Source organism: Brevundimonas sp. FV1ye7S (genome assembly GCF_058680995.1).
On the sequence record NZ_CM178726.1, the window covers coordinates 878,661 to 898,261 of the forward strand.

The window sequence follows — 19,601 nt, forward strand, 5'->3', positions numbered from 1 at the left end:
TCCTATCAGCGTGCCAAAGGCAATCTGGTTTGCGGGTCTGGACGGGGAAGCCGATGGTTCGCGCTCTGCCGTCGTCCCCTCCTTCCCCTGATGACGGCCCTGAAAGCAAGATGATGCGTGTATTTCTCGCCTCCATTCCGCTTGAGGCCGCCAGGATCGTGATCATAGGCGGCGGCGAGCCCGCGCTGGCGAAGCTGCGACTGTTTCTGAACACGCCGGCCGAGCTGCTGTGGTTCGCGCCGGACGGCGCGCCGCCCCGGATGGAGACGCCCCTGACCGCGCCGACGCCGCTGCTGCGGTCGCCGGACGCCGGCGACTTGGCGGGCGCGCGTCTGGTCTTCATGGCGCTGGACGACGCCGACGAGCTGACGCGGCTTGGCGCCCTGGCGCGGGCGGCGGGGGCTCAGGTCAATGTGGTGGACAAGCCCCATCTGAGCGACTTCCAGACCCCCGCCCTGATCGACCGGGACGAGGTGGTGATCGGGGTCGCCACCGGTGGATCGGCCCCCATACTGGCGCGGGACGTGCGCTCGCGGATCGAGGGCGTGCTGCCGGCCGGTCTGGCCAATGTGGCCCGGCTGGCGCGCGAGCTGCGCGACACGGTCAAGGCCAATGTGCCCGACTTCATGGCTAGGCGTCGGTTCTGGGAGAAGGCCTTCCGGGGACCGGCGGCCGATCTGGCGGCGGCGGGCCGCACAGCCGAGGCGCGGCGCGAGATGCTGCGGCTGCTGAATTCGGCCGCGCCGGAACAGGGCGTGGTCCATATCGTCGGGGCGGGGCCGGGGGATCCGGAACTGCTGACCCTGAAGGCGCTGCGGGTGTTGCAGGACGCCGACGTCATTATTCACGACCGGCTGGTGCCGGACGCCGTGCTGGAGCGGGCGCGGCGCGACGCCAAACGCCTGTATGTCGGCAAGGCGCGTGGCGAACATTCGGTGCCCCAGGACCAGATCGAGGCCCTGATGATCGAGGAGGCCAAGGCGGGCCATCGGGTCGTGCGGCTGAAGGGCGGCGATCCCTTCGTCTTCGGGCGCGGCGGCGAGGAGCTGGAGGCGATGCGGGCGGCGGGCGTGCCGGTCTTCGTCGTGCCGGGCGTGACGGCGGCCCTGGCCTGTGCGGCCTCGGCGGGGATTCCGCTGACCCACCGCGACTACGCCCAGGCGGTGACCTTTGTGACGGCCCAGGCCAAGCCGGGCGGGGGCGACGCCGACTGGGCCAGGCTGGCCGCGCCCAATCATACCCTGGCCATCTATATGGGGGTGGACCGGGCCGAGGAGACGGCGGCCAAGCTGATGGCGGCGGGCCGTCTGGGCTCGACGCCGGTGGCCGTCGTCGAGAACGGCAGCCGGCCGGACGAGCGGGTCCTGACCGGCCGTCTGGACGGGCTGGGCGCCCTGGTGCGCGGCGCCGACCTGACCGGTCCGGCTCTGCTTTTCGTCGGCGAGACGGCGGCGTTTTCGGCGGCCCAGCTGGATGTGCGGGCGGAGGTGGCGGCGTGAAGATCGTCACTGCAAACCGCCTGTCGGACGGCCGCGTCATCTATGCGGGCGTGGACAATCAGCCGGTGGAGGGCCTCGACCAGGCCTCGACCCTGGATGACGCCACGGCCGAGATCGTGCTGGCCGAGGTCACAGGGCGACCGGACGTCTTCGTCAATCCCTATCTGGTCGAGGTTCAGGAGCGCACGCCCTCGGGCCGGGACCGGCTGAAGGAGCGGATCCGCGCGACCGGGCCGACCGTGGGCAGCAGCCTGGTGCGGGAGTCCGCCTGATGTATCGTTATGACGAGTTCGACCACGCCCTGGTGCGTGAGCGGGTCGAGGAGTTTTCCGACCAGGTGGCGCGCCGCGCGTCCGGCGCCCTGACCGAGGACGAGTTCAAGCCGCTGCGGCTGATGAACGGGGTCTATCTGCAACTGCACGCCTATATGCTGCGGGTCGCCATTCCCTATGGGACGTTCAACAGCCGGCAGATGCGCCAGCTGGCCCATATCGCCCGCACCTATGACAAGGGCTACGGCCATTTCACCACGCGGACGAACATCCAGTACAACTGGCCGGCCCTGACCGACCTGCCGGCGATCCTGAGCGACCTGGCCGATGTCGAAATGCACGCCATCCAGACCTCGGGGAACTGCATCCGCAACACCACGACCGACGTCTTCGCCGGGGCGGCCGACGACGAGATCGAGGATCCGCGCCCCTGGTGCGAGATCATCCGCCAGTGGTCGACGATCCACCCGGAGTTCAGCTTCCTGCCGCGCAAGTTCAAGATCGCGGTGATCGGGGCCGAGAAGGACCGGGCGGCGATCCGCACCCATGACGTGGGCCTCCAGATCGTGAAGGGTGAGGACGGCGGGACCGCCTTCCGCGTCTTCGTCGGCGGCGGCCAGGGGCGTCTGCCGCATATCGGGCAGGAGATTGCTTCGGCCGTGCCGGCGGCGGACCTGCTGGCCTATCTGACCGCCATCCTGCGCGCGTGGAACCTGCTGGGGCGGCGCGACAATATCCATAAGGCGCGGATCAAGATCCTGGTCGCCTCGGTCGGGCTGGAGGCCTTCCGCGAGGAGGTGGACATGCACTACGCCACCCTGCGCCTGGAAGACCTGCGGATCCCCGAGGAAGAGGCCGAGCGGATCAAGGCCTATTTCGCCCCGCCGCCGTTCGAGGACCTGCCCAAGGCCAGCGCGCCGTTCGACCGCGCCCTGCTGGCCGATCCGGACTTTGCCCGGTTTGCTAGGAACAATGTGCGGCGTCACCGCCAGGCGGGCTACGCCTCGGTGGTGGTGTCGCTGAAGCCGGTCGGCGGGGTGCCGGGCGACATCACGGCGGACCAGATGGACACGGTGGCGGATCTTGCCGAGCGGTACGCCTTCGACGAACTGCGCGCCGCCTATGAGCAGAATCTGGTCCTGCCGCATGTGAAGCTGGACGATGTGCCGGCGCTCTGGCGGGCGCTGCTGGAGGTGGGGCTGGCGACGGCCAACGCTGATCTGGCGACGGATGTCATCGCCTGTCCGGGACTGGATTACTGCAGCCTGGCCAACGCCCGGTCGATCCCGGTGGCCCAGGCCCTGTCGAAGCGGCTGGCCGACATGGACTATCAGGAGCGGCTGGGGCCGGTCCGGATCAATATGAGCGGCTGCATCAACGCCTGCGGCCACCACCACGTCGGCCACATCGGCGTGCTGGGCGTCGATCGGAAGGGCGAGGAATACTACCAGATCACGGTCGGCGGTTCGCCCGACGAACAGGCGGCCCTGGGCGACATCGTCGGCAAGAGCCTGCCGGCGGACGAGGTGGCGCCCGCCATCCAGCGGACCCTGGACCGCTATATGCAAATCCGCGCCGAGGGCGAGCGGTTCATCGACACGGTGCGCCGCGTCGGTCCCGACCCCTTCCGTGACGCCATTTATGAGACGCTCGATGCTGCAAATGCTTGAGGGGGTTCAGAACGGGCCGCGCCTGTCGGTGACGACGCCGCTGGACGAGGTCGAGGCGGCCGCCGCCGCGACCGACGTCCTGGTGCTGGAGTTCGACGCCTTTCGCGACGGGCGCGGCTTCTCGCTGGCGGCGGTGCTGCGCGAGCGAGGTTACGCCGGGCGGCTGATCGCGGCGGGCAAGGTCCTGCCGGATCAGGCGCGGCATCTGCGGCGCTCGGGCTTTGACGCGGTCGAACTGGCGCCGGGCGCGGACACGGCGGCGTGGGCGCGGATGGATCAGGCGTTCAGCGGGTCGTATCAGCCGGCCGTCGATCCGGCGCCGACCATCTGGCAAAGGCGGCGGGCGGCGTCGAACGACCCGGATCTGCAAGCGCTGGCCGACCGGCTGAACCGCGAGACCGAGGGCAAGGACGCTTCGGAAATCTTGAAGGCGGCCCTGGACCCGGCCCTGGGCCTGCGCGTCGGGGCCATCTCTTCGTTCGGGGCGGAATCGGCGGCCCTGCTGCACATCGTCGCCGAGACGGACCGGGACGTGCCGGTGGTGTTTCTGGAGACGGGCCAGCATTTCCTCCAGACCCTGTCCTATCGCACCCAGCTGACCAAGGCCCTGGGGCTGACCGACGTGCGGCTGGTGACGCCGGATGCGAATGAGAAGGCGAGCCTGGACGCCCGCGACGACCTGTGGCGGACCGACGCCGACGCCTGCTGCGATCTGAGGAAGGTGCGGCCGCTGGCCCGCGCCACGGTGGGTTTCAACGCCGTCATCACCGGGCGCAAACGCTATCAGGCCGCGACGCGCGCCGAGCTGAAGCCGTTCGAGGTGCTGGACGGGGTGCTGCGGATCAATCCGCTGGCGGACTGGGACGCCGACGCCGTCGAGGCCTGGCTGGAGGCGCACGACCTGCCGCGCCACCCCCTGGTCGAGCAGGGCTATCGCTCCATCGGCTGCTGGCCCTGCACCCGCGCCGTCGAAGACGACGAAGAGGCGCGGGCCGGACGCTGGTCGGGGATGGACAAGGTCGAATGCGGCATCCACCTAGGCAGGCGTCAGGTCGCCGCCTGATCCCCCTCCCGTTCGACCTCGCCTGAAAGCTGAAACGTGTCCGTCACACCGTCTGTCATCGACCTGATCGGTCATACGCCGCTGGTCCGCCTGAATCGCCTGTCCGACGAGACGGGCTGCGAAATCCTGGGCAAGGCCGAGTTCATGAACCCCGGCGGCTCGATCAAGGACCGCGCCGCCCTGTCCATCGTCCAGACCGCGCGGGCGTCGGGCGCGCTCAAGCCCGGCGGGACCATCGTCGAGGGCACGGCGGGCAATACCGGCATCGGCCTGGCCCTGGTCGGGGCGGCCCTGGGCCATCCGGTGGTCATCGTCATGCCCCGCACCCAGTCGGAAGAGAAGAAGTCGGCCATCCGGTCGCTGGGCGCGCGCCTGGTCGAGGTGGACGCGGCCCCCTTCTCCAGCCCCAATCATTTCGTCCACTATTCCGGGCGCCTGGCGGCCGAGTTGAACGAGAGCGAAGAGGCGGGCGCCATCTGGGCCAACCAGTTCGACAACACCGCCAACCGCGACGCCCACTACACGACCACGGCCCCGGAGATTTGGGAACAGACGGGCGGCAAGATCGACGCCTTCGTCTCGGCCGTGGGGTCGGGCGGCACCATCTCGGGCGTCGCCGCCTATCTGCGCGAAAAGAAGCCCGAGGTGACCATCGCCCTCGCCGACCCCGCCGGCGCGGCCCTGTTCAACTGGTACACCTTGGGCGAGATGACGGGCGAGGGCTCGTCGATCACCGAGGGGATCGGGGTGGCGCGGATCACCGGCAATCTGGAGGGGTTCAAACCCGACCACGCCTATCGGATCGAAGACGCCGAGTTCCTGCCGATCCTGTTCGATCTGGTGAAGTACGAAGGCCTGTCGCTGGGCGGATCGGCCGGGGTCAATATCGCCGGCGCCGTGCGGCTGGCGCGCGAGATCGGGCCGGGCAAGACCATCGTCACCTGCCTGTGCGATCCGGGGTCGCGCTATGCGTCCAAGCTGTTCAACCCGGAATTCCTGACGTCGAAGGGACTGCCGGTTCCAGGGTGGGCTTGAGACCCTCTCCCGCTTGCGGGAGAGGTGGCCCGGCGTCCGCGCAGCGGACTAGGGTCGGAGAGGGGAGTCTCGTTTGAACAGAAGACTTCCCCCATCGTCAGGCGTGTCGCTGCGCGCCACGGCCTGACACTTCCCCCGCGAGCGGGGGAAGGTCCTATTTCTCCGCCGCGATCCACGCATCCATCCGCCGGTCCAGCAGGGCCAGCGGCAGCGGGCCCTCCGTCAGCAGCGCGTCGTGGAAGGTGCGGATGTTGAACTTCGGTCCCAACTCGCGCTCGGCGCGGGCGCGGATCTCGCGCAGGCGGATTTCGCCGATCTTGTAGGCCGTGGCCTGGCCCGGCCAGCCGATATAGCGCTGAAGCTCGGTCTCGATATTGTGGGGCGCCAGGGCCGAGTTGTCGCGGAAACAGGCGCGGGCTTGCTCTTCGGTCCAGCCCATCCAGTGCAGGCCGGTGTCCGCGACCAGACGACAGGCGCGCCACATCTCGTAGGACAACCGGCCGAACCGCTCATACGGCGTGCGATAGAAGCCCATCTCCTCGCCCAGATATTCGGCGTACAGGCCCCAGCCCTCGGTGAAGGCGCTGACATTGGCCTGACGACGGAAATAGGGCTGGCCCTCCGCCTCCTGTTGCAGGGCGATCTGGATATGGTGGCCGGGGACCGCCTCGTGCAGGGTCAGGGCCGGCAGTTCGTACAGGGGGCGCTGGTTCAGCTTCGACGTATTGACCACATAATGGCCGGCGACGCCGTTCTGCATCGAGCCGCCGTTGTAGCGGCCGGTGGTGTAGTTTTCCTCGATCTGCGGCGGCACCGGCTGCACGTCGTAGGGCAGGCGGGGCAGGGTGGCGAACAGGGCGGGCAGGCCGCCGTCCGCGCGCTTGGCCATCTCCGACGCCTTCTCGATCAGGGCCTCGCGCGTCTGGGCGTAGAACTGGGGATCGGTGCGCAGGAAGTTCAGGAAGCCGGCGAAGTCGCCGGTCCAGCCGGCGGCCTTCATTTCCACATCCATTCGGGCGCGGATGCGGGCGACCTCGGACAGGCCGATCTGGTGGATCTGGTCCGGCGTCAGGTCGGTGGTGGTGTGGCCCCGCACCAGATAGGCGTACATTGCCTTGCCGCCGGGGCGGTTTCCCAGACCCGGTTCGACCGGGGCCTTGGGCAGGTATTCGGTCTCGAGGAAGCTCAGCCAGGCCTGGCGAGCCGGGACGATGGCCTGTCCCACGGCCGCCGCCGCCTGGGCCGTCAGACGATCCCTGTCCGCCTGGGACACGGTCGGGGGCAGGGTGGACAAGGGTTTCAGCAGGGGCTCGGCGTCGGGCGTGATCGCCACGTCGTTGCGCGCCCCGGCCAGGGCGCTCTCGGTCACGGAACGGGCCTGGACCAGGCCTGTGGCCAGGCCGCGCCGGGCGTTGTCGGTGGTCTGGGCGTAGATGTGTCCGAAGCCCCGGATGCGGCGGATATAGGCCTCGGCCTCGGCGACGGAGTTCAGGCGGGTGCTTCCGCCGATATAGAGGGCCCAGGTTCCAGGGCCGCCCTCGCTGTCGAAGGCCAGGCGCGAGGTGTCGTAATCAAGCCCCTCGAGGCTGCGGTTCAGCGTGTAGAGCAGGAAGGCGTGGTTGACGCCGCCGGCGTGGGAAAGACTTGCCGGGTCGATGGCCCCGAGCCGGGCGACGAAGGCCTCCAGCGGCGCGCGCTGGGCCAGTTCGAAGCTGCGCGACAGGTCGGGAACCCGGCCCATGGCCTCGACGTCGCCCTCGCTGCTGGCGGCGAAGGGGTCGATCGACTTCAGATAGGCCTCGTAATCGACGATCAGGGCGTCGAGGGCGGCGTCAGCCGGACTGGGGGTGAGGGCGGCTGGGGCCGGCGTCGCCGAGGCTTGCGCCATGGCCGCCGCCGGCGACCCCGCGGCGAGCAGGGCCGCGACGGCCAGGTAAGAGATCTTCATGACGCCCTCCAGAACAGCCCGTACAGGCAAGCCGAGCCGGCGGGGCGCGTCAAGCCGTCGGGATCAGTCGCAGGCGACGAAGAAGCGTTCGATGTCGGCGCGTGTCTGGGGGTGGGCGGCGTAGGTCCGCCGCCGGTCGCCGTCCCAGACCGCGATCCAGCCCAGGCGGCGAAAGCGCTGGAAGACCGGATCGCGCGTGCGGGCCTTGGCCTCGGCGTAGTGGCCGTCGGTGACGCCGGCGTCTTCGGAGGTGGCCGGATAGTTTTCGGTGTCGCCGCCGGATTCCAGATGAAGCTGCCGCGACGGCTTCTCCAGGACGGCGGCCAGCTCCAGCGCGCCCGAGCCGGAGCCGCAGAACAGTTTCAGCTTCACCTCGTCGCTGTTGGCGACGCCGTAGGCCAGGGTGTTTTCCCGGGCCTCCTGGTTGAGGAACCAATCATAGTTCGGCGTCGGCGCCGGGGCGCCGGCGTCCGCCATGGAGGTCGAGACCGGCGCCGGCGTGGCGCAGGCGGCCAGGGCCGACAGGGCGAGCAGGGACGACAAGGGCTTCAGCAGACGCATGATCGGTGTTCCTATCCGGCGCAACGATCCGCGAAGCGGCGAAGCTTGGCAAGATGGGGGCGTTCGACCTTTACCGCCCCGGTCCGGTCGCCCGTCATGATCGCCATGTCGCCGGAGCCGACAAAGGCCGCGAACAGGGGATGATCGGTGCGCAGCGTGACCTCCAGCCTTCCGCCGCGCCCGATTCGCGCCGCGCTGGTGGTCGAAGCCGCGCCGGACGTCAGTCGGGCGAAGCCGGGCTGGGTCTCCGGCGCGGACCTGGCGTCGGTGTCGTAGAGGGTGACGGTCGCGACGTTGGATCGGGGCGCACACTGCAGCGTGGCCCTGAGCGCCGGGGTGTCGGTCACCTCATTGGCCAGGACGACAGGGCCTTCGCTCTCGTAAAGGGTCCAGGTCCAGGCCAAGGGGGGCGAAGGCGGCTGGGCGGCCGCCTGCAGGCCCGCCGCCAGAGCGACCGCGAGAACAAGGTTCATGGATCAGCCCCCGCTGATGGCGACGCGAAATGGCGTCTCCACCCATTTCGTCAAGCGCGCGACGATCCGCAATAGGAAAGGAAGCCCGCGATCATCCGGCGCTCATCCGGGCCGGCCTTCAGGACGAACCGGCCGGAATCGCCCTGCACGCGCATCGCCCCGCGCGAAGCCAGCCCCGTCAGGCTGGCGTCCTGCAGGGAGAGGCGGGCTTCCGTCGCGTCTCCGCCGCTCATGGGATCCAGGGGCGCAGGGCCGTGAGAGGCCGCGATCAGACGCGGCGTATCCGGCTGGACGTCGCCATAGACCACGGCGGCGGCGTCGCCGGGGGAACAGGTGACCATCAGGGCCAGCTGGTCCGAGTTCTCGACCCCGTAGGCCAGCTTGGCCATCGCGCCTTCATGGCTCAGATGCCAGCTCATCGTCGGCGTCTCGACGGGTGGGAAGGCGTCGAGCGGTTGCGTCCTGGCGGCGAAGGCGACCAGGGCGACAGCGGCGGCGGCGGGGATCAGAACCTTGAACATGTGAATACTCGCGTCTGACGAACAAACGCGGTTACGCATCAAGGGTTCACGGCTCCGCTTGAGCCGCCGTCGTCCTGTGGCCAAGCGGCATCAGTGGATCAGAACGGGCTGAACCGCTCCACCAGGCTCTGGGCGGCAGGCGTCGCCTGCATCCGGCTGATGTCGCCACGACCGCCGTAAGAGATGCGGGCCTCGGCGATCTGGGTGTGATTGATCGAATTGGCCGACGAGATGTCCTCGGGTCGCACGATGCCGGCGACGGTCAGTTCGCGGACTTCGCGATTGGTGCGCACTTCCTGCCGACCCTGGATCACCATGTTGCCATTGGCCAGGACGTCGGTGACCACGGCGGCGACGGTCAGGGAGACCTTTTCCGAGCGGTTGACCGAACCAGAACCGGCGGCGTTGGTCTTTCCCTCCAGTCCGACCATGTTGGCCGGGTCGAAGCCGCCGGGGAAGACGCGGCCCAGGCTGCTCTCCAGGCCGAAGAAGTTGGAGACGCCGGTCGAGGAGTCGTTCGACCGCGCCCTCTGGGTCGAGTTCTGGGTCTGGGCCCGGTCGTCGATATCGATCCTGACCGTCAGGATGTCGCCGATGTGACGCGCGCGCTGATCGCCGAAGAAGGTGCGGGCGCCGACGCGCCACAGGCTGTTGGCGCTGGCGGGGGTCGCTTCCTGACGCAGGCCAGGGCCGGCCATATAGGCCTGTTGCGCCGGCACAAGCGCGGCCGGATAGCCGATGGGGGCCAGTTCCGGGCCACGCACGGCCTCGATGGCGGTGGAGCAGGCGCCGAGCGAGGCGACGGCGGAGACGGCGGCGACGATCAGGATCTTGCGCATGACGGATTCCCCTAGCGGGCGGCGAACTGTTGAGGATTGGCGCGGACCATGTCGGCGGCGGGGCCGGCGACAGCCTGGCCCGGACCGGACGCGACGGCGTCGATGACGCGGTTGGAGGCGGTGTTGAGGACGGCGACGGGCTCGCCCAGCGCGGCGTTGCGCATGGCCTTGCCCATGATGCTCAGGTTCACGCCGCCGACCTGATAGGTGACGCGCACCATGTCGTTGCGGGCGATGACCTGCTGTCCGCCGCCGGCCGGACGATAGACGGGACGGTTCTGGGGCGCAGAGGCCTGCAGGTCTGTTTGGGCGGCGGCCGAAACCGGACCGGTCGATCGGCGGACGGCGACGCGCCGCAGACCATTGGGATTGGTCCAGTCCAGACCGGCCTGGCGGGCCTGGGCCTGAAGCTGGCCGGCCTCGATCACCACCGACGGGCCGACCCGCTGGGCCACGACCACTTCGGCGGCGGCGCCGGCGCCGTCGAAGATATCGCCCAGGGTGACGCGACCGTCGTCATCGACAGGATTGGACTTCAGCGAAACCGGTCCGGCCCATGCGGCGCTGGAAACGGCGGCGAGGGCGGCGGCGAGAACCAGGGCGCGACGGATACGGGTCATGGCTTAGCTCTTCACCTGAGCGGTCACCGACAGCATGTTGTCGGCGGTCGAGATGACCTTGGAGTTCATCTCGTAGGCCCGTTGAGCGATGATCAGGGCGCTGATCTCGGCCACGGAGTCGACGTTGGAGGCTTCAGTGTAGCCTTGCAGGATCTTTCCGAAGCCCGGGCTGCCCGGCGTGCCGATGTTGGCGGCGCCCGAAGCGGCCGTTTCCAGCAGCAGGTTGTCGCCGATGGCCTCGAGACCGGCTTCGTTGAAGAAGGTCGCCAGTTCGATCTGGCCGACCGTCGTCGGCGCGGTCTGGCCGGCCTGGGTCACCTGGACCAGACCCGATTTGGAGATGGTGACGTCGGTCGCGTCCTGCGGGATGGTGACGGCCGGTTGCAGCGCATAGCCGTCGTCGGTGACGATCTGGCCTTCCTGGTTGACCTGCAGGTTGCCGGCGCGGGTGTAGCCGATCTCGCCCGAGGGCAGGGTGATCTGGAAATAGCCCTTTCCGTCGATGGCCATGTCATAATCGTTGCCGGTCTGGGCCGGCGTGCCCTGTTCGGTGACGCGATAGACGGCGCCGGCCTTGACGCCCGCGCCGATCTGGATGCCGGTCGGAACGACGGTGCCCTGGCTGGACGACTGCGCGCCCATCCGTTCGACGTTCTGGTACAGCAGGTCCTGGAACTCGGCGCGCTGCTTCTTGAAGCCCACCGTGTTCATGTTGGCGATGTTGTTGGAGATGACCTCCACGTTCAGCTGTTGGGCGGCCATGCCCGAGGCTGCGGTTCTGAGCGCTTGCATTGTCCGGCTCTCCCTTAAGCGGCCTTGCCGAGGCGCTCGACGGCGCGACGGCTCAGGTCATTGGTGTTCTCGATCATTCGGGTGATGCTTTCGTAGGCCCGGCTGATCTCGATGAGATTGGTGATTTCGGTCAGCGAATTGACGTTCGACGCTTCCAGAGATCCCTGATGGATCTGGACGTCGTTGGCCTCGACCGGCTGGACGTTCGAGCCGTTGCGATAGAGGCCGTCACCGCCCTTTTCGAGCACGCCGAGCGTGTCGAAGCGGACGACCGACAGGCGCCCTGTGATCTGGCCGCTCTGGGTGATGGTGCCGTCTGCGCCGACGGAGGGGGCGCCGAGGGCGGGATCCAGCACGATCTCCGCCCCGCCGCCCAGCACGGCCTGACCCTGTTTGGTGGTCAGCCGGCCTTCCGGATCCATGGTGAAGGCGCCGTCGCGGGTGTAGGCCTCGCCGGCCGCGCCGTCTCGAACGGTGAAGAAGGCGCCCTCGCCGGCGATGGCGAAGTCGAGGGGGCGGCCGGTCTCGGACATCGAGCCCTGGCCGAAGTCGCGGCCCACGCCGTTGTCCAGCACGAAACTGGCCGAGGGGCGGATGGAGTCGTTGCGGGCGCGCTGGCCCACTTCCGTCCCGACCATCAGCTGCTCGACCTTGAATCCGGTAGTGTCGGCGTTGGCGACGTTGTTGGCCACGATGTCGAGTTCGCGACGCAGCGTCATCTGACGGGACAATCCGATATAGGCGGCGTTTTCCACGAGTGGCGTGCTCCTTCGATTTCTCCCTCGCAACGACCGTGCCAACAGAGTTAATCCAGCAGGAATGGCGGTTTGAGGGGGCGGGAGGCCGGTGACGCCCGGCAAAAACTGCCGTTTGTAAACGTCGCGTTAACCAAGCCGGGCCGATCCTCCCCATGAGATTCTCCGGGGCGAGCGCATGTTCAAGTTTGGCAAGAAGAAGGGCGACCCGAACGCCGATGCGCCCGCCGACAAGTCGGTCGATGCGGACGCGGCCGAGGGCGAAGAGGGCGCGCCCAAGAAAAAGAAGCTGCCGATCCTGTTCATCATCGCGCCCGTGGCCCTGCTGGTCCTGGGCGGCGGCGGCGCGGCGGCCTTCTTCCTGATGAAGCCCAAGCCGGCCGAGGCCCATGGCGAGGAAGCCGCCGCCGCAGGTCACGGCGAGGAAAAGGCTGAGGAAAAGGGCGGTCACGGCAAGGAAGAGAAGAAGGCCGAAGGCGGCGGACACGGCGCGCCCGCCGAAGGCGGCGAAGCCGATCCTGCTCTGGGCAAGATCAGCGAAGGGCCTGACGGCGTCACCTTCTACACCCTGCCGGACATGGTCATGAACATTCAGTCGGCCGACGGCCGGCCGACCTTCCTGAAGCTGAAGCTGACGCTGGAGATGCACGACGCCGAGGTGGCGACGCATCTTCAGTCCGAGATGCCGCGCCTGCAGGACATGTTCACCGGCTTCGTGCGCGAACTGCGTCCCGAGGATCTGAGCGGCTCGGCCGGCACCTATCAGCTTCGGGCGGAGATCCTGCGCCGCGTCAATCTGGTCGCCGCCCCCGGCAAGGTGGACGCGGTCCTGATCGAAGAAATGCTGGTGCAGTAGGCATGACCGATACGGCGCTCGATTCCTTCGGCGGCATGGGCGATCCGGCGGACGCCCTGTCCGAACGCGTCCTGAACCAGGACGAGATCGACAGCCTGCTGGGCTTCGACCTGGGCGACGACGACGGTTCGGAAAAGTCCGGCATACGCGCCATCATCAATTCGGCGCTCGTCTCCTACGAACGCCTGCCGATGCTAGAGATCGTGTTCGACCGCCTGGTGCGGTTGATGACGACCTCGCTGCGGAACTTCACCTCGGACAACGTCGAGGTGTCGCTGGACAATATTTCGTCGATCCGCTTCGGCGACTATCTGAACTCGATCCCGCTGCCGGCGATCCTGGCGGTCTTCCGGGCCGAGGAGCTGGACAACTATGGTCTGCTGACGGTCGATTCCAATCTGATCTATTCGATCGTCGACGTGCTGCTGGGCGGGCGTCGCGGCACGGCGGCCCTGCGGATCGAGGGGCGCCCCTACACCACGATCGAACGGGTGCTGGTGCAGCGGATGGTGGAGGTGGTGCTGAACGACGCCCGCCTGGCCTTCGAACCCCTGACGCCCGTCACCTTCAACCTGGACCGGCTGGAGACCAATCCGCGTTTCGCCGCCATCGCCCGGCCGGCCAACGCCGCCATCCTGATCAAGCTTCGCATCGACATGGAAGACCGCGGCGGGCGAATCGAGCTTCTTCTGCCCTATGCGACGCTGGAACCGATCCGGAAAATGCTGCTGCAGCAGTTCATGGGCGAGAAGTTCGGCCGCGACAACATCTGGGAAGGCCACTTGGCCACCGAGCTCTGGACGACCGAGACCGAGGTGCGCGCCGTGCTGGACGAGCAGATGATGCCCCTGTCCACCGTGCTGAACCTGAAGGTCGGCGATACGATGATGCTGAACGCCACGCCGGATTCGGAAGTCTCGATCCGCGCCGGCGCCATCCCCCTGACGACGGGGCGAATGGGCCGCAAGGGTCAGCATATCGCCGTCCGCATCGAAGGCCCGGTGAACCCGGAAATCGCCGCCCGCATAAGAGGACCCCGCTGATGACCGGCATGATCATGGATGCGGTGCTGATGCTGCTGCTCGTCGCGGCGGTGGGCTACGGGATCAAGCTGGAACGCAAGCTGTCGGCCCTGCGCACCGGGCAGGTCGCCTTCGCCCAGGCGGTGACGGAACTGAACGCCGCCGCCGGCCGCGCCGAGGCCGCCCTGGCGACCCTGCGCGCCTCGGGCCAGGAGACGGACCTGCTGCACGACCGCATCATCAAGGCGCGCGAGGTGAAGCAACAGCTGGAAGCCCTGATCGCCCGCGCCCCCGTCGCGGCGCCGCTGCGGCTGCAACAGGAAGAGACGCCCCCGCGCCCCGAAATCGTTCGGCCGGTCGCGTCCGCGCCTTCGCCCGCCGCCGTGGTCAATGATGATGACGAACGCGCCCGGCGCATGGCCGCCCTCGCCCAGCGCATTCAGGGCATGTCCGGCCCCGCCGCGACGTCGCGAGCCGGGGCGCCGGCGGGTCGCGACAACGTCGCCGCCATCGTCCAGGCCCTGACCTCCGTCGGCTCCGCTAACCATTCCGCCAAACAAAGCCTCAACGCCGCGCGTCGTAATCTCGACGACGATCTGTTCGCCGCCTGAGTTCGGAACCCCATTTCATGGCTCGCATACCCCGCCTTCTGCCCCTGATCGCCGTCGCCATTGGCGGGGTTGTCGCGGTGCGCGCCGTCGGCGTCGCGCCCGGCCTGTTCGAGGGCGCCAAGGCCTGGGCGGAAGAGGCGCCGGCCGCCGCCGGCGCCCCGGCCAAGCCGGCCCTGCCCGGCACCTGCGCCCTGTCGCCCGAACAACTGGCCCAGCAGGCGGGCATTTCGCCGGCCGAATTGAAAATCATCCAGTCGCTGTCGCAGCGCCGCACCGAATTGGACGCGCGCGACCAGGATTTCGCGACCACCCTGCCGCTGATGGTCGCCGCCGAGCAGAAACTGGACGCCAAGGTTCAGGCCCTGGCGGCGCTGAAGGCCGAGATGAAACAGATGCTGGGCCAGGTCGATGAGCGCGAGAAGGCCGAGATCGATCGGCTGGTCCAGGTCTATTCCGCCATGCGCCCCAAGGAGGCCGCGCCGGTCATGGCCAGCCTGGAGGATCGGGTCCGCCTGCCCGTCGCCGCCGCCATGCGTCCGCGCACCCTGGCCGCCATCATGGCCCAGATGACGGCGCCCCAGGCCAAGGAACTAACCGAGAAACTGGCCGCCCGGTTCCAGGCTCAGCAGATGGCCGCCCGCGCCGCCGCCGCCGAAGCCGCGACGCCGCCGCCCGCCGCGACCCCGGCCGCACAGCCTGTGGCCCAGCCCGCCGCCGCAACGCCTTCGCCCACGCCCGCCGTCGCGACAGCGCCCCAGGCGCGGCCCACGCCTCGTCCCGCCGCCCGCCAGCCGGCCCGTCGGCCTGCCAGCCGACCTGCGGCGAGCCCGGCGGCCGCGCCCGCCGCCGCCGGCCCGCAGCCTTACAAGCCTGCCGCTGCAGACGCCCAGCCGCGCCAGACGGTGCAGTAGGCGCATCCGCATTCCTCCGTAGCGGCGACAGGCCAGTATAATAACCATTCCAGCGCATCATCGCCTCACGCTCCATCAAGGAGCGAGGCACAGAGGATGATACGCCGTGGTCGGCGAACTTCTTTATATCGCGCATCGTCTTCGGCGCGTCCTGATCCTGGGCGTGATCGTCACGCCGCTGGCGGTCTTGGCCCTGATGGTGCAGCGAAGTCTGAGCTTCTGATCGGCCGGTTTCGGTTGGCATGAGGGCCGGGCGCGGCTATCACCGCGCCTTCCCGATATCCGAGCCGCCGAACGATCATGTCCGACACGCCCCCCGACCGCCTCTCCGTCGATCCCTCCAGCCCGTTCCATGATGCGGACGTGCTGCAACGCGGCGTCGGCATTCGCTTCAAGGGCGAGGAAAAGACCAATGTCGAGGAATATTGCGTCTCCGAGGGCTGGGTGCGGCTGGCGCTGGGCAATCGGGTGGACCGCAAGGGCAAGGCCCTGACGGTCAAACTGCAGGGCTTGGTCGAACCCTATTTCCAGAACGGCTGAGTCTTTCTAGGCTGCGGCTCTTCCCCGAGTCTGGAGCCTGCCGATGTCCTTCCGTCTGCTGACCGTCAGCGCGCTCGCGCTCGGCCTCGTCGCCGCCGCTGCTCCGCTGGCCAGGGCCCAGGACGCAGTCACGGTGGAGCGCGCCATCGCCGTTCGTGACGCGGCGCTGACGTCCAACATCGCCCTGGACTATGTCACCCAGCTGACCACCCGCTTCGGCGCGCGGCCGGCCGGGTCGAAGTCCGAGCAGGACGCCGCCGCCTGGGCCGCCGACTATCTGCGCGCCCACGGCTTCCAGAACGTCCGCATCGAAGAATTCCCGCTGGTCGGCTGGGAGCGGGGCGAAGGCTCGGCCGCCATCGTCGGCAGGAACGCCCAGGCTCTGGTCGCCGCCGCCCTGGGCCATTCGCCCGCGACGCCGCGCGGCGGGGTCGAGGCGGACGTGGTGCGATTCTCCAGTTTTGAAGACCTGCAGGCGGCCGATCCGGCGACCGTTCGCGGCAAGATCGTCTATGTCGATCTGGGTCAGATGCACCCGATGCAGGACGGCTCGGGATACGGACCCCAGACCCGGGTGCGCGGCGCCGGTCCCGGCGTGGCGGCGGCCAAGGGGGCGGGGGCCTTCGTCATGCGCTCGGTCGGGTCGGACGAGGACCGGATGCCCCACACGGGCACGACCCGCTATGTCGACGGCAAGCCGACCATCCCGTCCTTCGCCCTGTCAGCCCCCGACGCCGACCAGGTCAGCCGGTTGATCGCCCTGGGGGAGCCGGTGCGGATGCGCCTGACCTCGACCGCCCGCACCTATGAGACCCACAGCCAGAACGTCATCGGCGACCTGCCCGGCGCGACCCGGCCGAACGAGGTGATCGTGCTGGGCTCGCATATGGACAGTTGGGATCTGGGCACCGGCGCCATCGACGACGGGGCGGGCGGCGCCATCACCGTCGCGGCGGCCAAGGCCATAGCCGACAGCGGCCGACGCCCCGCGCGCACCCTGCGGGTGATCTTCTACGGCTCCGAGGAAGTGGCCCAGCCGACGCCCCAGACCGGCAACGGCGGCGGCGTCTACGCCCGCAACCAGGGCGCCGCCCTGGAGAAACACGTGATCGCCGGCGAAAGCGACTTCGGCGCGGACCGGGTCTATGCGCTGCGCCTGCCGGCCGGCGCCCAGGGCTCGGACTTCCAGAAGGCGGCGACCCGCGTCCTCTATCCGATCGGCGTCCTGGCGTCGGACCAGGTCGAGACCGACGGCGGGGTCGATGTCGGTCCCATGGGACCGTTGGGCGTGCCCTTCTTCGGTCTGGCGCAGGACGGGACGCGCTATTTCGACCTGCACCACACCGCCAACGACACCCTGGACAAGATCGACCCGGCGCAGTTGAACCAGAACGTCGCCGCCTGGGCGGGCTTGCTCTGGCTGATCGCCGATTCCGACGTCGATTTCCGCGCCATGCGACCGGCGACGACAGCGACGCCGGCCGCACACTAGGTCGCTTGGCCACACGGTCCGGTTCTGGCTATAGAGCCGGACCGGCTCGCGGGCGTGGCGAAACTGGTAGACGCAGCAGACTTAAAAGCCACATAAAACAACGACTTATCTAAAATATCGTTGCAAAAACAAGCCCTTCTGGTATAGTGAAGCTAAGGTCGTGCTGACACACCTTTGGCACACTGACACACGCAGCGGGGGCTTGCGTTATGGGGACGATCCACGAGTTAGTTGGCGGTAAGGTTCAGCTCTATCAGCGCGCAAACAGCCCATATTGGTGGTGCGCGGCGACGACGGGCGGCACCCGCCACCGCGTGAGCACCAAGAAGGAGAGCCTCGCCGAGGCTCAGGCGTTTGCGGAGGATTGGCTTTTAGAGCTGCGCGGTAAAAACCGCTGGGGTGGCGGCGTCGCCACCGGAAAGACCTTCAAGTTTGCCGCCGACCGGTTCTTGGCGGAATTCGAGGTTCTTACGGCTGGTGAGCGTAGCCCGCTCTATGTGCAGGGGCACAAGGATCGGGTGAAGAACCACCTCATCCCATTCTTCGGCGACAAGCCACTCCCCGAAATCACATCGGGGCTGATCCAGGACTATCGCCTTCACCGCCTGCGGACCGGCAACCTGAAAGGTGGACGGAAGCATAAATCGGACGATCCCAAAGCGGTGGCGCGGGCCGAAGCCAAGCGAAAAAAGAGGGGAGTGGAGGGCATTGTCGAGGAGAAGCTCAGAACGCCTGCTCGAAGCACTCTCCACCAAGAAATGGTGTGCCTTCGGCAAATCCTGAAATCGGCCCACCGCCACGGCTGGCTGGCCGCGTTGCCGGATATGACGGTGCCTTACAAGGCGTCGGGCAAAATCCGGCATCGAGGCTGGTTCTCACCTGAAGAGTATACGGCGCTGCGGACGGAGACGGCTGATCGGGCGAAAAATCCGCTCAAGGAAAGATGGCGGATCGCGTCCGAGACGCTGCATGATTTTGTGATCTTCATGGTCAACACGGGGCTGCGTCCTGATGAAGCGCTCCGCCTGGAGTTCCGCGATATCGCAATCATCACCGACCGCGCCACGAAGAAGAAGATTCTTGAAATCGAAGTCCGAGGTAAGCGCGGGGTTGGCTACTGCAAAAGCATGCCCGGCGCAGTCTATGCGTTCCAATGTATCGTGGAACGCAGAAAGCGCCTGCTGAAGGCGGAAATGGGATCCGTCGAGGGCGATGCAGACGCTCAGCAGGCGACGCTTGATCCCACCGCCAAGGTCTTTCCAGCGCTTCAGCGGGAGCTTTTCAACGCGGTCCTGAAAAAGCTGAACATGAAGACGGACCGGGAAGGCCAGCCCCGCACCTTCTATAGTCTCCGGCATACCTACATATGCCTGCGCTTGATGCAGGGAGCCGATATCTATCAGATCGCCAAAAATTGCAGAACCAGCGTGGAGATGATTGAGACCTATTATGCCTCTCACCTGAAGAACGTCCTTGATACGTCTACAATCAACATAAGAAAGTCGAAACAATACGCCGATCTTCAAGAGGAGTATGCGCTTTAGCAAGCACATGCACATAACCGCGCAAATCTCTTGGCTACTCGGTTGTCCCCGACTATAGGTTCAGGCGGTCAAGCGGGCGTGGCGAAACTGGTAGACGCAACGGACTTGAACCAAGCTTGAGTGCCCAGGGGGAAACTTCCGGTGCAGAACTGCTCAAATTCGGGGAACCCTGTGAAATGGCGATCCCGAGCCAAGCCCCCTCGGGGGAAGGTGTAGAGACTAGACGGGCAGCACCTACCCTTCGGTTCGCCGAAGCATGGTGAAGGGATAGTCCAGACCACGAACGCCTTTAGGCGGCGGTGAAAACCGAAGTGGTAAGAAAATCCGTCGGGCGTAAGCCCTTGCCGGTTCGACCCCGGCCGCCCGCACCACCACCTCCTCCTGAAGCGCTGGGAGCCAGGCCGGAACCGGCCGCCCCAGCGCGCGCGAAGGCCCGAACTGAACAGGTCGGGCCGGTGGCGTCCAGCGACCGAACGGGCGCAGCCATCGCCTTTGCGATCCGGCGAACGCCGAGGAGCAATCCTTCCCTGAAGCAATGACGATGGGCTTCCTTTCCACTTCAACGCCCCTTCTCCTG

At 67.7% G+C, this 19,601-nt stretch carries 20 protein-coding genes; 12 read left to right on the forward strand and 8 right to left on the reverse strand.

Translation table 11 applies throughout. From position 1 onward, the window contains the following. The first annotated feature begins 110 nt into the window (after positions 1-110). Genes cysG through ACW18C_RS04250 form a run of 5 tightly spaced genes read left to right on the forward strand, consistent with a single transcriptional unit; the run spans position 111 to position 5,539 of the window. The gene (gene cysG, locus ACW18C_RS04230) at positions 111-1,499 is read left to right on the forward strand and encodes a siroheme synthase CysG (protein WP_492072974.1); all 1,389 of its coding nucleotides are present in this window, start codon (positions 111-113) and stop codon (positions 1,497-1,499) included. Next, on the forward strand, positions 1,496-1,771 hold the full coding sequence (locus ACW18C_RS04235; RefSeq protein ID WP_492072975.1) for a DUF2849 domain-containing protein: 276 nt from the start codon (positions 1,496-1,498) through the stop codon (positions 1,769-1,771). The genes cysG and ACW18C_RS04235 overlap by 4 nt, the downstream gene beginning before the upstream one ends. Then, complete coding sequence (locus ACW18C_RS04240; RefSeq protein WP_492072977.1) at positions 1,771-3,441, forward strand: nitrite/sulfite reductase; 1,671 nt, start codon at positions 1,771-1,773, stop codon at positions 3,439-3,441. The genes ACW18C_RS04235 and ACW18C_RS04240 overlap by 1 nt, the downstream gene beginning before the upstream one ends. After that, complete coding sequence (locus ACW18C_RS04245) at positions 3,425-4,504, forward strand: phosphoadenylyl-sulfate reductase (RefSeq protein ID WP_492072979.1); 1,080 nt, start codon at positions 3,425-3,427, stop codon at positions 4,502-4,504. Before ACW18C_RS04240 ends, ACW18C_RS04245 begins: the two co-directional genes overlap by 17 nt. A gap of 36 nt (positions 4,505-4,540) precedes the next feature. Then, positions 4,541-5,539, forward strand: a complete 999-nt coding sequence (locus ACW18C_RS04250) for a cysteine synthase A (RefSeq protein WP_492072980.1) — start codon at positions 4,541-4,543, stop codon at positions 5,537-5,539. Positions 5,540-5,693: 154 nt separating this feature from the next. Here ACW18C_RS04250 and ACW18C_RS04255 read toward each other — a convergent pair whose 3' ends face one another. The 8 genes from ACW18C_RS04255 to flgF form a co-directional block, all read right to left on the reverse strand. Next, entirely contained in the window at positions 5,694-7,487 is a 1,794-nt protein-coding gene (locus tag ACW18C_RS04255; protein ID WP_492072982.1) for a DUF885 domain-containing protein, read from the reverse strand. A gap of 63 nt (positions 7,488-7,550) precedes the next feature. Then, a complete protein-coding gene (locus ACW18C_RS04260; protein ID WP_154726121.1) occupies positions 7,551-8,048 on the reverse strand; it encodes a hypothetical protein in 498 nt (165 codons plus the stop codon). Between the two features lie 11 nt (positions 8,049-8,059). Beyond that, positions 8,060-8,521 carry a hypothetical protein gene (locus tag ACW18C_RS04265; protein ID WP_008261582.1) on the reverse strand — a complete coding sequence of 154 codons (462 nt, stop codon included), beginning with the start codon at positions 8,519-8,521 and terminating at the stop codon, positions 8,060-8,062. Positions 8,522-8,571: 50 nt separating this feature from the next. After that, the gene (locus ACW18C_RS04270; RefSeq protein WP_035309195.1) at positions 8,572-9,042 is read right to left on the reverse strand and encodes a hypothetical protein; all 471 of its coding nucleotides are present in this window, start codon (positions 9,040-9,042) and stop codon (positions 8,572-8,574) included. 98 nt (positions 9,043-9,140) lie between these two features. Next, the gene (gene flgH / locus ACW18C_RS04275) at positions 9,141-9,881 is read right to left on the reverse strand and encodes a flagellar basal body L-ring protein FlgH (protein WP_492072984.1); all 741 of its coding nucleotides are present in this window, start codon (positions 9,879-9,881) and stop codon (positions 9,141-9,143) included. An 11-nt stretch (positions 9,882-9,892) separates the two neighbouring features. Then, entirely contained in the window at positions 9,893-10,501 is a 609-nt protein-coding gene (locus ACW18C_RS04280; RefSeq protein WP_492072986.1) for a flagella basal body P-ring formation protein FlgA, read from the reverse strand. A 3-nt stretch (positions 10,502-10,504) separates the two neighbouring features. Further along, positions 10,505-11,293: a flagellar basal-body rod protein FlgG gene (flgG, locus tag ACW18C_RS04285; RefSeq protein WP_008264364.1), complete on the reverse strand. Its 789-nt coding sequence runs from the start codon at positions 11,291-11,293 to the stop codon at positions 10,505-10,507. Positions 11,294-11,307: 14 nt separating this feature from the next. Next, entirely contained in the window at positions 11,308-12,048 is a 741-nt protein-coding gene (flgF, locus tag ACW18C_RS04290) for a flagellar basal-body rod protein FlgF (protein WP_008262304.1), read from the reverse strand. 178 nt (positions 12,049-12,226) lie between these two features. Here flgF and ACW18C_RS04295 point away from each other — a divergent pair, with 178 nt between their 5' ends. The 7 genes from ACW18C_RS04295 to ACW18C_RS04325 all read left to right on the forward strand — a co-directional run bounded on the left by ACW18C_RS04295 (position 12,227) and on the right by ACW18C_RS04325 (position 19,024). Next, positions 12,227-12,904 carry a flagellar basal body-associated FliL family protein gene (locus tag ACW18C_RS04295; protein ID WP_035309203.1) on the forward strand — a complete coding sequence of 226 codons (678 nt, stop codon included), beginning with the start codon at positions 12,227-12,229 and terminating at the stop codon, positions 12,902-12,904. Between the two features lie 2 nt (positions 12,905-12,906). Continuing rightward, the gene (gene fliM, locus ACW18C_RS04300; RefSeq protein WP_008260695.1) at positions 12,907-13,947 is read left to right on the forward strand and encodes a flagellar motor switch protein FliM; all 1,041 of its coding nucleotides are present in this window, start codon (positions 12,907-12,909) and stop codon (positions 13,945-13,947) included. Further along, positions 13,947-14,537: a DUF6468 domain-containing protein gene (locus tag ACW18C_RS04305; protein ID WP_492072989.1), complete on the forward strand. Its 591-nt coding sequence runs from the start codon at positions 13,947-13,949 to the stop codon at positions 14,535-14,537. Before fliM ends, ACW18C_RS04305 begins: the two co-directional genes overlap by 1 nt. Positions 14,538-14,554: 17 nt before the next feature. Then, positions 14,555-15,448, forward strand: a complete 894-nt coding sequence (locus tag ACW18C_RS04310; RefSeq protein ID WP_492072990.1) for a MotE family protein — start codon at positions 14,555-14,557, stop codon at positions 15,446-15,448. Between the two features lie 300 nt (positions 15,449-15,748). Then, a complete protein-coding gene (locus ACW18C_RS04315; protein WP_008263719.1) occupies positions 15,749-15,988 on the forward strand; it encodes a DUF3297 family protein in 240 nt (79 codons plus the stop codon). Between the two features lie 43 nt (positions 15,989-16,031). After that, entirely contained in the window at positions 16,032-17,480 is a 1,449-nt protein-coding gene (locus ACW18C_RS04320) for a M20/M25/M40 family metallo-hydrolase (RefSeq protein WP_492072992.1), read from the forward strand. A 209-nt stretch (positions 17,481-17,689) separates the two neighbouring features. Beyond that, the gene (locus ACW18C_RS04325; protein WP_492072993.1) at positions 17,690-19,024 is read left to right on the forward strand and encodes a site-specific integrase; all 1,335 of its coding nucleotides are present in this window, start codon (positions 17,690-17,692) and stop codon (positions 19,022-19,024) included. Positions 19,025-19,601 lie beyond the last annotated feature (577 nt).